The following is a 15,081-nucleotide window of genomic DNA, read 5'->3' on the forward strand; positions in this document are numbered from 1 at the left end:
ATCTCTATACTTCAAGGGCTGTTGAACTCAAGCATACAAGATCAACAAGCCCCACAGAACTTATTTAGCTTTGGTAAATTCAGCCCACTCTATCAGCATGGGTAAAAAATCTTCATAGCCACACACCGCCATCATACCCGATTCATCTAAAGCCAGTGCGTCTTCTTGGTATTGTGCTATGTCATCACTTTCATGAAACAGAGCGTGGCTTTCAAATAATGCTTCTTGCGGCGTGAACGTGGCTCGGATCTCTTTTCCAGCCAACACAAGCTCTTCTTTTTGATTTGGCAGGTTTTCAAGCTGTGTCAGCAGACTGACAATATGCTCATGTGCTAGCTCTTCGCTCAGCCACCGACCTATCAACGCGTGCTCGTCATTTAAGCGAGCTCGAAACCCAGAAAGTGGGTCACGAATAAACTGATATTCCATCTTTACTTCTTAACTAAATCACCTTCTTTTATTATACCTAAGTGGCGTCCGCTAAGCATTCATTGATAGAATTACCTTTTAACCACTCGATTATTGGTCAACGCATGTCGCCTGTTGAGATCTTATTTCCTCTCATTTTTATCGTTATTTCTGGGTTTTTAAGTGCAAAGATAGGCTTTATCGCCATCAATCAGCTTGATGGCTTGCGTACTTTTATCTTTAATTTATGTATTCCTGTGCTGTTATTTAGCAGTATGGTGCAAGCAGATCTGGAAAGCCTCGCGACGGGCTCCTTGTTATTATCCTTTTATCTCCCAGTCGCTCTGACTTATGCAGGCTTATACCTATTTCTCTTTAAAGCGCAACATCGCTCGAAAGCAGACAGTGCAGCATTAGCATTAAGTGGCACCTACTCTAATACCGTGTTAGTCGGATTACCGATTATCCTAATGGCGCTCGGTGAGCAAGCCGCTGCCATGGTATTTATGATTATTACATTCCACAGTGCAATGCTGTTTTTTATGACTTTTTTACTGGCAGCAAGACACAAGAATAAGGTGGATATTGCGAAACCCCTGCTGTTAAATCCAATAGTGATAAGTATTACGAGTGGTTTGATATTAAACGTTGCTGGATTAAAGCTACCAAGCTTAATACTTGAAAGCTTTAGTTGGTTGGCAAAACCTGCCATTCCTGGGGCGCTATTTATTTTGGGTGCGAGCTTGGTACAGTATGGCGTGCGAGGAAAGTTACACGGTGCGATATGGCTAAGTGCAGTAAAACTGATACTACTACCGGGATTGGTTTATCTCTTTGCCACTTATTTAGGATTGGCAACTCAGCAAGTTCAGGTGGTGACTTTAATGAGTGCCTCTCCTTTAGGAGTCAATGCCTATCTTGTTGCTAGACAGCTCGACAGCCAACAAGCAACGCTTGCGGCTACCGTTGTGCTGTCTACTGTGCTGAGTATGGTCAGCCTGACTGGGTGGTTATACTTTTTGGTATAACCGTTAATACCTAGGCGGCGTATACTTAGCAGCATCAATAATAGCCCACAAATGGAAAACGGCTGCAATCACAGGTGGAACCAATAAAAACCACAGTGCATACCCACCTACAACAACAATTGCGAAGATTAAAGCCGCCAATATACGACCTTGAACCAACTGACCAAGGCCAGGGAAAAAGACGTTACAAATCGCTGCAATTACATTACCACCAGAACCTTGTCCAGACATAGTTACCTCTCTTAGTTACTTAAAGTCTTTCTTTTTAATGTATCAGATTTCATGCCAACCCTAACACTTTGATTTTAAAAGAAACCAATGAAGCTCATTGTTTTCTGTTCACTATAAGTTAGCCTAAACCACTAACTTTTAGCTTAAAGTTTAGCTATATTATGATGCGTAATTCAATCACTTTGATTTACATAAAATAATAATGAAAACAGGATGTCTTATGCTTGGCAAGTTTACCACCCCGCTAACAAAATTAGTCGACAAGTATTTACCCGATCCATTTGTGATTGTACTTTTACTCACTTTTTTGGTGATGGTACTCGCTACATTGTTTACTCCAGCAACGCCTGTCATGGTGCTTGAGGCATGGGGTAATGGCTTTTGGAAGCTGCTGACTTTTGCGATGCAAATGTTGTTAGTTTTATTATGTGGTCACATGCTTGCTGTTACCCCTCCAATAGCGAAAGCGCTAGACCGTATCGCAGGCCTAGCTAAAACTCCTTCTCAAGCAATTATACTCACCACCTTTGTTGCGATGAGCGCCAGCTGGATAAATTGGGGGTTTGGCTTAGTAGTCGGAGCTTTGTTCGCAAAGGCCATCGCTCGAAAAGTGAAAGTTGATTATCGCCTGTTAGTGGCAAGTGCTTACTCTGGTTTTGTTGTTTGGCACGCAGGCCTATCAGGCTCAGTCCCCCTGACTATCGCAACTCCGGGGCACTTTAGTGAAAAGAGCATAGGTATTGTTACCACTTCAGAGACAATCTTTGCACCATTTAACCTACTCATCGTACTTAGTATTTTTATCGTTTTACCACTTATAAATAAACTCATGCTTCCCAAAGATGATGACGCAGTTATTGTTGATAAAGAAAAGCTCATTGAACAAAGTAATGATATCAGTACCCGCAATACTCCGGCTGCAAAATTAGAAAATGCCTCATGGCTTGGTATGTTAGGAGGAGCAATCGGTCTTAGCTACTTGGGCTTTTACTTTATTTTTAATGCCGGCACATTGACATTGAATATCGTCATAGCCCTGTTTTTGTTTTTAGCCATGCTGCTACACAAAACCCCTGCAAATATTCTCAATAGCCTACAACAAGCAATTCAAGGTGGTGCCGGTATCGTGATCCAGTTTCCTTTTTATGCTGGGATCATGGCTATGATGGTCGAAACTGGATTAGCGCAACAAATATCTCAAGGATTTGTTTCTATTAGCAGTCAATGGACATTACCGCTGTGGAGCTTTTTAAGCGCAGGCCTTGTAAATATATTTGTGCCTTCAGGCGGCGGTCAGTGGGCGGTACAAGCACCAATTATCATTCCCGCAGCAGAAGCGCTTAATGCAGACATAGCCAGAGTCGCGATGGCAGTTGCTTGGGGTGATGCTTGGACTAACCTGATCCAGCCTTTTTGGGCACTCCCGGTACTTGCAATTGCAGGTCTTAAAGCCAAAGATATTATGGGATTTTGCCTGATACAATTGCTGGTAACGGGTGTAATTATCGCAACTTTATTGTTGCTCCCCCTGTAAGAAGGTGCGTAATGCACCTTCTTACACAGATTAACTTGATAAAATTTTCATTGGTAAGCTAAGGATTGGATTCTCTGAATCAGCAAAATGCATCATTACCGCAACATGACCTGTAATAACAACTATATACATAATAGCGCTGACCACTTGCCCATATCGGTCAAGGGGTAATAAGTGACTGTAATTACGGCCACGCCACTCAATCAGGATTTCAAAACTACCAATCAATATGAATATCACCAATAGGATTAAGCCAAAGGTGTAACTTATCCAAAGGCCGAATAATACTCCTGCCATACACGCTAATAACCCCACCCAAGAGCGCATTGAAAAGCTTATACTTTTTAGAACATGCCCACCATCTAACGGCAAAATGGGTAGTAAATTGAATAAGTTCAACAGCGCACTTAATACTGCAACACCAGCAAAGATTTCCATCTCTGTCGCGTAATACAACACCACTCCAAGGATTGAGGTTATCAAACCAAAGGCCGGTCCCATCAACGAAATAACTACATCTTGCCAGCGGGTCGTGATCTTATCGTCACTTACAGCCAGGCCACCAACGAAAGGGATCAAATAGATGCCTTTTGTTTTAATTCCAAAATAGCGCATCGCGCGGACGTGGCCATATTCATGAACGACTAAGCAAGCCACAAGCATAAGCGCAAACTGCCAAGAAAATAGCCATGCGTACCCTGCCACGGATGCGCCAGCCAACGCAGCTTTGACCACCTTGGCACTTTTAAATAACTTTAAGCCCAATGCTGCCAAACCAAATAAGCTGCGTTTTTCTTTAGGTGTCTCGGTGCTCACTTCGAGCCACCGAAGCTCAGATCCATTTACTGCAATACCAAGTAACCCCTGAGGTAACTGCTCTGTATTTACCGCCAGTGCTTGTCCATCAATGGTCGCGAAAATGCCATTATGTTGCTCTTCAAAGGTAATCGCTTGTTGCTCGACAAAAAGCTGTACTACTTGTTGTTGGTTAAAAAAGATAGATACCGCTTTGTCCGCTAGCGAAAGCTCGACTCTATTCATATTCAGATCCAAAGGTCATTTAGGGCATTATCGCTAAAAGCGCCCGCTTCATAAAGTGCTGCCGAAATCTGAATTAGAAAAATGCAGGCAAAGTGTCATTATTGCGCTTCAAATTGAGTAAAAATCACCTTTTAAAGCGTTTTGAGATTTGAGCACTTTAAATTATTTGTACTAGACTTTAAGGAGGTAAGGTATACGAAGGAATTGTTAATGTCATTAGCAAAACATCGGATAATGGTAGTAGATGATTCACCCGCGATCCTCGTCGTAATGCAAGCTATTATGACTGAGCTTGGTATTGAGCATGTCACAACCTGCTCAAGTGCGGTGAATGCTGTAGAAAAAATACGGCAGACTCCTCATCAATTTGACGCCATTTTTACAGATCTCAATATGCCCGAAATGGATGGCATGGAGTTTATTCGCCAACTAGGAGAGCTAAGGTTCTCTGGCGGCATTATTATTATTTCCGAAATGGACGAAAAGATTATTGATCTAGCAACCAACCTTGCCAGACAGTCCAATGCACATCTTATCGGCAATATTTCCAAGCCCGTACAATTGGTTGATGTCGAGCGCATGCTCAAAAAAATGGAGACGTATACCACTGTTAAACGTAGCCGTATTGAAAAGGTGACCGAAAGCGATCTTTTGCACGCCATTAGTCACAATGAAATTACGCCTTACTATCAGCCAAAGGTTCACCGTGGTGACAAAAAGATAAAAAGTGTCGAAGTGCTTGCCCGTATTGTGTCTAAAAATACCGAGCAGGTCATTTTACCAGACCATTTCATTGGCGTGGCCGAAGATACCGATCTAATCAACATCATTACTTTCCAGCTTTTTGAAAAGGCAACGGACGAGTTTAAAGCAATCAAATCTGAACTCAATTATCCGATTAAACTGGCTTTTAATTTATCACCTGTGCAATTAAATGATTTAAGCTGTCCAGATAAATTGGCACTGATTCTAGAAATAAACCGTTTAAAGCCTAGTGATATCATTTTAGAAATTACCGAAAACCAACCGATGAATCAGTCTATTCAACTGGAAACAATGAACCGGTTACGGATCCGGGGGTTTGATATTTCGTTAGACGACTTTGGTACTGGATTTACCAATATTCAGCAATTAAAGTCTTTGCCGTTTACCGAGATCAAAATCGACCGCTCTTTAATAACCCATGTGGAATCCGATCGCTTTTCACAGGTACTTATCGACAGCTTAATCGACATCGCACAAAATCAACAGTTAGACATAGTAGCTGAAGGTATAGAGCGGATTGAAGAGCTACAATACCTTGACCGCTACAAGCATAGCCTGTTAATGCAGGGCTTTTTAATCAGTAAACCTAAACCACTAACAGACCTAGTCGGGTGGATACACTCTTGGCAGCGTATGATTAATTCGAACCCTTAACCTCTGGAGAGGCAGTTTCCTCTCCATCGCTTTGCGTTTCAGACGCTTCTTCAGCTTCGTCGCTGTCTTCAATCAAATTATCATGATTATCTACTCGCTCTCGCCACTTTTGCTTAGCAGCAGCTTGCATATTGGTGGTTTGCTCTCGCTCATCAACAATATCCATTCCCATTAATGATTCAAGCAAATCTTCTAATGTCACTATGCCTTGTACATCGCCATATTCATCAATGACAAGCGCAATGTGTAGACGCTTTGCCAGTAACGCTTTGAATAACTCTGGCGCAGCTAGCGTCTCTGGTACGGTATAAAGAGGGCGAGATAGCTTACCAATTTTATATTCTTCTCCAAGCCTATGATAAGCAAGCATAATATCATTCTTGTGTACAAAGCCGATGATGTCATCTGTGTTTTTATCGAATACCAACACCCGAGAAAAGGCAACTGAACCATGCTCAGACAAATACTCGTGCACTGTCATATCTTTATGCACCTTAAACAGTACCGTTCTTGGTGTCATGATGCTTTCGAGTTTGGCGTGGCGAAAGCGTAATAAACTACGAATGGTCTCAGTCTCGTCCTGATGCAGTGCACCTGCTTCAGAGCCAATCTCCGCCATCGCTTCGATTTCTTGACGAATATAGTGAGCCTCATCTTCTTTACGGCCTATCACTTTTGTAAGTTGGTCAGACATCCACACAAATGGCTTCAATATTCGAACTAGCCATACCAACACACTGGAAACGATAGGCGTTAATCCGCGCCAATAAGTCGCCCCTAAGGTCTTCGGAATGATTTCTGATAGCACCAAAACCAGTAGCGTCATCACCGCTGACGCAATACCGACAGCTGCATCTGAAAATACCACAGCAGCTTGCGCGCCAACCCCTGCAGCACCGGCGGTATGCGCAACGGTGTTTAACGTTAGAATGGCAGATAAAGGCTGATCAATATTATCTTTAAGGCGTTGAACTCGCGATGCTAGTGCATCATTGTCTTGCTTTAAGATCCCTATATGACTTGGCGTAATACTAAGTAGCACCGCTTCCATCACCGAACAGATAAAAGAGATAGCTATTGCCAAAAACATGTAGGTTAATAATAAAACCAAGTAAATTCTCCTCTTTATTCAACGCTAAGTGTTTGCTCAACCACATACGTTATGTTGCTCATCAACACAGACTATTAAATTTAGGACGTCTATCGCAGCAATACAACCGGTTCAAAATACTATGATATAGTTTTATCGTATAATTACCTACAATAGGCGCACATAAATGAAACTACGTACAGCCGTCACTCTACTATTTACGGCAGTCTCAACACAACTTTCAGCAAGCCCATTAGACGAATCAAAAATACAATTTTTGGGTCCCATCGCAGGCGAATCAACAATAAAGCCAGTGGATACAGCTCATCGTGATGCAATTATTGAAAACCTGCTACCATCATTACAACAAGACGCTAAACAGGTAACGCTATTCAATAATGAAAGCAAATGGCAGCCTCTAAACAAAACAACACAATTAACAATACCTGGACTGCAGGCTCTAAAGTTTAATTTCACTACTGAACGTTTTGTTTCAGGTAAACTCAAGCTTGAGGGCGTCGAGAAAGCCAAAGTATTTCTAAATGGAGAGCCAGTCGCCGGTGTTAAAGAAGTTCAGCTTGATGTCGTCAAGGGCGATCATCAAATCCTCGTAATCGCTGAGCAGGTAAATGACTGGAATAAAGTTGATCTTAGCTTTGAAGGTGAAGCAGCGCATGACGTTATCACGCTAACAGAAAAACAAACCAAAGCGCTGTCTGCAAAGCAATTGTTTGATGCTCCAACAGTGAGTGCTATCTCACTTGCACCTAACGGCGAATATTACATTTCTACCGTACGCCACTATGATGATGAAAAAGGCAACGCAGCAATCACCGAAACAGCTTTATACAATGAAGATGGTGACATGCTTTACAGTTTCGATGGCATGACTGCAACTGGCTTTGCATGGCGTGATGACAGCAGCAAACTCACCTATTTAGAAGACAATAAAGCTTACGTCCTAGATGTAAAAACCTTTAAACGTACTCAAGTTGCTACTAAGCTCAATGGCGCGAATAGTATAGAGTTTTTTGATAATGACACGCTTATTTTTACTTGGACCAACAGCGGCAAAGAAGAAGGCAAACTGACTAAACATTATCAAGGTTTAGAAGATAGATGGTCATATGCTCGCACCCAATCGCAAATCTTCTTACTCGATATCAAAAGTGGGCTACTTAATCCTGTGACCGTTGGCGCACAAAGCCACAGCTTGGCCGACTTTGACGCACAAGCAAACACGGTTTTAGCAACGCGTAATAAGCAAGACTACGCGCAACCTCCTCACATGTTGACAGAGCTAATAGAAATCGATCTAACAAACAATCAGCAAAGTGTCATTGGCCAGTATCGTACATTTAGTGGCGCGCAATACACTAAAAATGGTATTTATGTAACTGCAGGTCCTGATTTTGCCGAAGGTGCGGGGCGCAACTTACCTGAAGGTATGCTCGCGAATAACTATGATGGCCAACTTTATTGGATAGATCGCAAAGGCCACAATGTAAAAGCACTGAGTAAAAACTTTGATCCAGCCATAAGCAGCTTTACCGTACTCAGTAATGGCGATGTGGTACTGAAAGCGACTGACCAAGATCGTCAACAGCTTTTCTTCTTCGACGAAAGTAAGTCCACTTTCAAACGCTTAAATACCGGACTGGATGTTGTCACGAATTATTCAGTGTCTAGTGAACGTAATCCAGAGATCTTATTCACAGGAACTACTGCGTCAACTCCACAGCAGTTAAAAACCATGTCTGCCTCAGATAAGCGAGCTGACACGCTCTGGGACTCAACAAATATCGCATACCAGAATGCGGAAATTGCCAACCTAGAAGAGTTTAATTTTACTAATACTGAAGGCGTGGAGATTAAAGGCCGCGTGTATCTACCACACGATTTAGACAAAGCTAAAAAATACCCAGCTCTCGTTTATTACTACGGTGGCACTTCTCCAGTGACTCGTGGCTTTACAGGGCGTTACCCATTTAACTTATGGGCAGCAAAAGGCTATGTTGTTTATGTCTTGCAACCAACTGGTGCGACAGGTTTCGGTCAGAAATTCTCAGCAGAACACGTTAATGCTTGGGGTGAACACACCGCTAACGATATCATCATGGGTACCAAAGAGTTTGTGAAAGCCTACCCTTTCGTTGATGACAAGCGTTTAGGTAATTTAGGTGCTTCTTACGGCGGCTTCATGACTATGCTGCTGACAACAAAAACTGATTTATTCTCAGCTTCTATCTCACATGCTGGTATTTCTAATATTACTTCATACTGGGGCCAAGGCTGGTGGGGTTATTTGTATTCTGGCGAGGCCTCAAAAGGAAGTTTCCCCTGGAACAATCCAACGCTTTACTCACAACATAGCCCGGTATTTAATGCAGACAAAGTAACAACGCCATTATTGTTAATTCACGGTGACGCGGATACCAATGTGCCGCCAGGTGAAAGTCACAATATGTATACCGCATTGAAGATCCTTGGCCAAGATGTTGAATTGGTCGAATACAAAGGCGCAGATCATCAAATTTTGGCTCGCGACCAGCGTTTCCATTGGTGGAACACCATGCTGGCTTATTTCGACAAACATTTAAAGCAAGAGCCACAATGGTGGGAACATCTATACGGTAAGTAATCAACGCTAGGCGGCACTCTGTGTCGCCTTTTTGTTTAGCGAAGCAGCAATCAAACACATCATTGTATATAATTTAATAATAAAGCTTGATTTCCCCTTGATCGAACTAGGTTGTCAGGTTAACGTGCCAGATACAGAGTTGTAAGAATTCGTTTCATGCACTTCCAAGCAGCGATCTCTCAGTGTTATATTAACGACAATTAAACAACAATTAACAGTGAAAACATGAGCATAAAGGTTTTATTAGTTGAAGATGATGAACTCTTAGCAAAGCGACTGTGTAGTCACTTTGAAAATACCGAGTTCAGTATCACTGTAGACAATACGGGTGCTACTGCGCTTGAGCTTATTCAAGCTCAAACCCAAAACCCATTTGCACTTGCTATTGTTGATGTTGTTTTACCCGCCACTGATGGCCTGCAACTTGCGAAAGAAATTAATACCTTATCAGACCTTGGTGTCATCATGCTTTCCAGTCGAGACTCTCAAGCCGACAGAATCGCAGGTCTTGCGCAAGGTGCTGATGACTACGTCTGTAAGCCTGTTGATACGCTTGAGCTTGAACTGCGTATGCGTGCCTTATACAAACGTTTAGTTGGTAATAAAGACGATGAATCGGAAGAGTTTATCGAATATGCTGACTTTAAACTACACCCTGATAACCGTACCTTAATCAATCAACATGGTATTGAGTCTCGACTTACCGAAGCAGAGCATAAAGTATTGATTTGTCTTATTTCCAATGCTGGAAGGGCAACATCCAGAGAGCGTATTTCAGAAGACATTGGGCAACCTGATTGGAGCCCAAGTGACAGAACGGTTGATGTATTAGTTGGCCGACTACGCAAAAAACTCGGCGATGAAAAAGAGCAAAAACGCATTGTGACGGTTCGTGGTAAAGGTTATATGTTGTCAGCTTAATCTTTACCAATAATACGCCCCCTCTCTATTGAAATGCCGCTGGCTACTACTGTGTTAACTGAGCTAACAGCCTCTCCAACGCGCGATAACTAAGCGCTTCCTTTAAATGTGATAAGCCAATATTAGGTGTAGAGCTCAGATCTGCAATGGTACGTGCAACCTTGATTATTCGATGATATGAACGTGGTGATAGCTTTAGTTTTTCTGCAGCCTTTGCTAGAAATAAACGTTCAGCATCAGCAAGATAGCAGATATGATTTAGCTCTTTTACACTCAATTGGTCATTACACTTTCCCTGACGTGCTAAAGCTGTTTTATAGGCCTGCTCCACTCTAGCCCTTATTGTCGCGCTAGACTCTCCATCACTCTGGGATTGTAGCTCTTCCGTTTTTAGACGAGGTAATTCTACTTGTAGATCTATTCGGTCTAAAAATGGACCTGAAATCTTAGCCAAATAGCGCAATACTTGATCTGGAGACGCTCTTTTGTCAGTGTAGCAACCTGTTGGACTGGGATTTAATGCTGCGATCAGTTGAAAGTTTGCAGGGTAATCAACTTGCCGAGCTGCGCGCGAAATCGTTACCATGCCCGTTTCCATCGGCTCACGTAATGAGTCCAGTACCTTCCTATCAAATTCTGGCAACTCGTCCAAAAATAGAACGCCATTATTTGACAATGATATCTCCCCAGGCTTTGGGTTCGACGAGCCTCCAACCAAGGCTACCGCAGAGCAAGTATGATGTGGAGCTCTAAAAGGCCTTGTTTTCCAGTTTGATTGGCTGATTGTTTTTCCCAGTATGGAATAGATAGAAGCTGTTTCTAATGCCTGATTATCAGTCATTAATGGCATTATCGTGGGTAGGCGCTGAGCAAGCATCGATTTTCCAGTGCCAGGAGGACCAAGAAATAAAACGTTATGCCCACCTGCCGCGGCTATTTCTAGTACTCGCTTCGCCCCCTCTTGCCCTTTCACCTCAGCCATATCCAGCAAGCTCCCACCTGAAGCTTCAATATTTAAATTATCTGGGTAGAGTTGATTAAACCTGAGTGATTGCTGGCCGCTTAAGCCTAACCAAGCTGTACGCAAGCAGCTTATGGCAACACGATTGGCATCAGCGGCGAGGCTCGCAACTGCATCGTTACCAATTGGTAGGTAAGCAGTTCGCCCCTCCTTCGCTGCTGCAATAACAGATGGCAAAATCGCTGTGACCGTCCTCAGCTCACCATTTAACGCAAGCTCACCATAAAACTCTTTATCAGCAATAGCATGGCTATCTAACTGCCCTGATGCGACGAGAACACCGAGTGCGATTGCAAAGTCAAAGCGGCCACCGTCTTTGGGTAGATCTGCTGGTGCTAAGTTTACTGTAATACGCTGTTCTGGAAATAAAAAGCCAGCATTCACAAGCGCACTACGAACGCGTTCTTTGGCTTCTTTAACTGAGGTTTCGGGTAATCCAACAATACTAAAGGCAGGTAAACCATTGCTAAGGTGTACCTCAACAATTACCTCGGGTGCGGTAATACCAACTTGTGCTCGAGTGAAGACTCTTGCTAAAGACATCCATGTCTCCTGCTTACTTAATATTTATAGTTAAATACGTGTAACACCAAGTGGTATCGCATAGCCGCTAATCTCAATAACAAGGTTGCCGCCATGGACAATACCATTACGTATTCTGTTGCCATGCCCAATTTAATTGCTTGAGTATAGACTACCCCGCCAAAAATGCAGGTGATCGCGTATAACTCTCCTTTTAGAAGAAGTGGGATTTCTCGGGCCAATACGTCTCTGATGACTCCACCAAAACACCCAGTCAATACGCCCATGATCACAGCTGTAGTGTCAGGCATCCCAATACTTAAAGCCTTTTGTACTCCCATTACAGCGAAAAAAGCAAGCCCAATAGCATCAGCAACCTGCAGTACAGTTCTTGGAATATTTTGATGCCGATTTAGCCACCATATACTCACAGCGACAGCAAATAAAATAGCGTAAATATAGCTAGTATCATGAAGCCAAAAAACGGGTTGATCTAAAATCAAATCTCGTAATGTTCCCCCTCCGATACCAGTCACCGTCGCAAGGACAATCACACCAAAGCCATCCATATGTTTACTATGCGCAATTAAGGTTCCCGAGATTGCAAAAACCATAACACCCAAGAGATCAAACCAATGATAGAGTTCTGACATTTCGTAATTAGTTGTGAAACAAAAGCAAAATCATAACGAAGATCTCACACAAAAGGTAGTAGCATCGCCGATATTTACAGCTATCAATGTGGTGAGAAAATTGACTTTATGAAATGTTTAGGATGAATGCTTGCGGATAAACGATCTACCATGTTGCACTATGATTATACTATGGTGGGAGCGAGTTCACCTCGCGATGTGTTGATTGGCTTGCGAGGGTTTTATATCTTATACCAATTGCACTAAGTCTCCAATCAATTTGAAGGGTGAAATACCATATTAGCGTCGTTAAAAATTTCTCATTTAGAACAACTAAATAGCAAAATTTTTGCCTAGCTACTAAAGCTATTTCTCCGCTTCAAATAGCTCATTTACCTAATACAATTGGTATTAAATCTCTATACCCCAAACAGCAAAAAACTATCACATTGCTGAAACAGATTTTGATGTACATGGTTTTTTTGCCGAAACTTACATTGCAACCTATCGGCGGGTAAACCACCTCCTACCATGTTGCACTGTGCTGATACTGTGGTGGGAGTAGGAGCGAGTTTACCTCGCGAGGTTTTCAAATCACACATAGCAAAAAACCCGCTGCATTACTGCAACGGGTTTCTCTTATTTGGCCCTGGCGATGTTCTACTTTCACATGGGTAATCCACACTATCATCGACGCTGTTTTGTTTCACTTCTGAGTTCGGCATGGGGTCAGGTGGGTCCAAAACGCTATAGTCACCAGGAAATTCTGTTCATCAATGAAGTCTCCCTCATCAATGTAAATCTGGAAAAAGCTATTAAATTCTTTTGTCTACTTTAGTCTATTAACTTCTGTCACTTATAAACCACTTTGGCGTTGTATGGTTAAGCCTCACGGGTAATTAGTACGAGTTAGCTTAATGCCTCACAGCACTTCCACATCTCGCCTATCAACGTTGTAGTCTTCAACGGCCCTTCAGTTGACTCTAAGTCAAAGTGAGAACTCATCTCGAGGCCTGCTTCCCGCTTAGATGCTTTCAGCGGTTATCAGTTCCGAACGTAGCTACCGGGCAATGCAATTGGCATCACAACCCGAACACCAGCGGTTCGTCCACTCCGGTCCTCTCGTACTAGGAGCAGCCCCTCTCAATTCTCAAACGCCCACGGCAGATAGGGACCGAACTGTCTCACGACGTTCTAAACCCAGCTCGCGTACCACTTTAAATGGCGAACAGCCATACCCTTGGGACCGACTTCAGCCCCAGGATGTGATGAGCCGACATCGAGGTGCCAAACACCGCCGTCGATATGAACTCTTGGGCGGTATCAGCCTGTTATCCCCGGAGTACCTTTTATCCGTTGAGCGATGGCCCTTCCATTCAGAACCACCGGATCACTATGACCTACTTTCGTACCTGCTCGACGTGTCTGTCTCGCAGTTAAGCTTGCTTCTACCATTACACTAACCGTACGATGTCCGACCGTACTTAGCAAACCTTCGTGCTCCTCCGTTACTCTTTGGGAGGAGACCGCCCCAGTCAAACTACCCACCAGGCACTGTCCTCAACCCCGATTCAGGGGCCTAAGTTAGAACATCAACACTACAAGGGTGGTATTTCAAGGTCGGCTCCACAGAAACTAGCGTCTCTGCTTCAAAGCCTCCCACCTATCCTACACATGTAGGGTCAATGTTCAGTGCCAAGCTGTAGTAAAGGTTCACGGGGTCTTTCCGTCTAGCCGCGGGTACACAGCATCTTCACTGCGATTTCAATTTCACTGAGTCTCGGGTGGAGACAGCGTGGCCATGGTTACACCATTCGTGCAGGTCGGAACTTACCCGACAAGGAATTTCGCTACCTTAGGACCGTTATAGTTACGGCCGCCGTTTACCGGGGCTTCGATCAAGAGCTTCGCCTAAGCTAACCCCATCAATTAACCTTCCGGCACCGGGCAGGTGTCACACCGTATACGTCATCTTACGATTTTGCACAGTGCTGTGTTTTTAATAAACAGTCCCAGCCACCTGGTCACTGCGGCTCTCGTTTGCTTACAGAGCAAGTCTTTCACAAACAAGAGCGTACCTTCTCCCGAAGTTACGGTACAATTTTGCCTAGTTCCTTCACCCGAGTTCTCTCAAGCGCCTTAGTATTCTCTACCTGACCACCTGTGTCGGTTTAGGGTACGATTCAGTATGAACTGAAGCTTAGAGGCTTTTCCTGGAAGTAGGGCATCAACAACTTCACCACCTTGGTGGCTCGTCTCGACTCTCAGCCTTGGCAACCCGGATTTTCCTAAGTCACCAGCCTACAGCCTTTCACATGGACAACCAACGCCATGCTTGCCTAGCCTGCTCCGTCCCCCCATCGCATTCATACCGAGTACGGGAATATTAACCCGTTTCCCATCGACTACGCTCTTCAGCCTCGCCTTAGGGGTCGACTCACCCTACCCTGATTAACATGGGATAGGAACCCTTGGTCTTCCGGCGGAGGAGTTTTTCACTCCTCTTGTCGTTACTCATGTCAGCATTCGCACTTCTGATATGTCCAGCATGCCTCCCGGCACACCTTCAGCCACTTACAGAACGCTCCCCTAC

The 15,081-nt window shown here is 43.6% G+C and carries 11 protein-coding genes and 2 rRNA genes (1 of these 13 only partly in view); 5 read left to right on the forward strand and 8 right to left on the reverse strand.

Annotation, left to right across the window (positions count from 1 at the left end):
- Nucleotides 1-60 precede the first annotated feature (60 nt).
- On the reverse strand, nt 61-429 hold the full coding sequence (locus CTT31_RS16500; RefSeq protein ID WP_260491600.1) for a YacL family protein: 369 nt from the start codon (nt 427-429) through the stop codon (nt 61-63).
- A 62-nt stretch (nt 430-491) separates the two neighbouring features.
- Between CTT31_RS16500 and CTT31_RS16505 the strand changes: the two genes are divergently transcribed.
- Nucleotides 492-1,436, forward strand: coding sequence for an AEC family transporter (locus tag CTT31_RS16505; RefSeq protein ID WP_260491601.1), 945 nt, complete (start codon nt 492-494; stop codon nt 1,434-1,436).
- Between the two features lie 3 nt (nt 1,437-1,439).
- Here the strand turns inward: CTT31_RS16505 and CTT31_RS16510 are convergent, their stop codons facing one another.
- Nucleotides 1,440-1,667, reverse strand: a complete 228-nt coding sequence (locus CTT31_RS16510; RefSeq protein ID WP_010376621.1) for a hypothetical protein — start codon at nt 1,665-1,667, stop codon at nt 1,440-1,442.
- 220 nt (nt 1,668-1,887) lie between these two features.
- Between CTT31_RS16510 and CTT31_RS16515 the strand changes: the two genes are divergently transcribed.
- Nucleotides 1,888-3,201, forward strand: a complete 1,314-nt coding sequence (locus CTT31_RS16515; RefSeq protein ID WP_260491602.1) for a short-chain fatty acid transporter — start codon at nt 1,888-1,890, stop codon at nt 3,199-3,201.
- Nucleotides 3,202-3,231: 30 nt separating this feature from the next.
- On the opposite strand, the gene CTT31_RS16520 is transcribed toward CTT31_RS16515, so the two are convergent.
- Nucleotides 3,232-4,242 (reverse strand): metalloprotease, encoded by a 1,011-nt coding sequence (locus tag CTT31_RS16520; RefSeq protein WP_102055963.1) that lies wholly within the window; start codon nt 4,240-4,242, stop codon nt 3,232-3,234.
- Nucleotides 4,243-4,452: 210 nt separating this feature from the next.
- Between CTT31_RS16520 and CTT31_RS16525 the strand changes: the two genes are divergently transcribed.
- The gene (locus CTT31_RS16525) at nt 4,453-5,661 is read left to right on the forward strand and encodes an EAL domain-containing response regulator (RefSeq protein ID WP_045990536.1); all 1,209 of its coding nucleotides are present in this window, start codon (nt 4,453-4,455) and stop codon (nt 5,659-5,661) included.
- Here the strand turns inward: CTT31_RS16525 and CTT31_RS16530 are convergent.
- A complete protein-coding gene (locus CTT31_RS16530) occupies nt 5,645-6,772 on the reverse strand; it encodes a hemolysin family protein (RefSeq protein WP_211858768.1) in 1,128 nt (375 codons plus the stop codon). The genes CTT31_RS16525 and CTT31_RS16530 overlap by 17 nt on opposite strands.
- Before the next feature lie 166 nt (nt 6,773-6,938).
- Here CTT31_RS16530 and CTT31_RS16535 point away from each other — a divergent pair, with 166 nt between their 5' ends.
- Both CTT31_RS16535 and CTT31_RS16540 read left to right on the forward strand, forming a co-directional pair.
- Nucleotides 6,939-9,392 carry an alpha/beta hydrolase family protein gene (locus CTT31_RS16535; protein ID WP_211858769.1) on the forward strand — a complete coding sequence of 818 codons (2,454 nt, stop codon included), beginning with the start codon at nt 6,939-6,941 and terminating at the stop codon, nt 9,390-9,392.
- Nucleotides 9,393-9,617: 225 nt separating this feature from the next.
- Nucleotides 9,618-10,313, forward strand: coding sequence for a response regulator transcription factor (locus CTT31_RS16540; protein WP_010605961.1), 696 nt, complete (start codon nt 9,618-9,620; stop codon nt 10,311-10,313).
- 46 nt (nt 10,314-10,359) lie between these two features.
- Here the strand turns inward: CTT31_RS16540 and CTT31_RS16545 are convergent, their stop codons facing one another.
- From CTT31_RS16545 to CTT31_RS16560, 4 genes are all read right to left on the reverse strand, one after another.
- Nucleotides 10,360-11,877, reverse strand: coding sequence for a YifB family Mg chelatase-like AAA ATPase (locus tag CTT31_RS16545; protein ID WP_211858770.1), 1,518 nt, complete (start codon nt 11,875-11,877; stop codon nt 10,360-10,362).
- Between the two features lie 17 nt (nt 11,878-11,894).
- Entirely contained in the window at nt 11,895-12,509 is a 615-nt protein-coding gene (locus CTT31_RS16550) for a trimeric intracellular cation channel family protein (protein WP_039492969.1), read from the reverse strand.
- A gap of 626 nt (nt 12,510-13,135) precedes the next feature.
- A 5S ribosomal RNA gene (rrf, locus tag CTT31_RS16555) occupies nt 13,136-13,249 on the reverse strand.
- 117 nt (nt 13,250-13,366) lie between these two features.
- Nucleotides 13,367-15,081 (reverse strand): 23S ribosomal RNA (locus CTT31_RS16560) (it continues 1,169 nt past the right edge of the window).

It is taken from the genome of Pseudoalteromonas maricaloris (assembly GCF_024746855.1).
Lineage (GTDB): Bacteria > Pseudomonadota > Gammaproteobacteria > Enterobacterales > Alteromonadaceae > Pseudoalteromonas > Pseudoalteromonas maricaloris.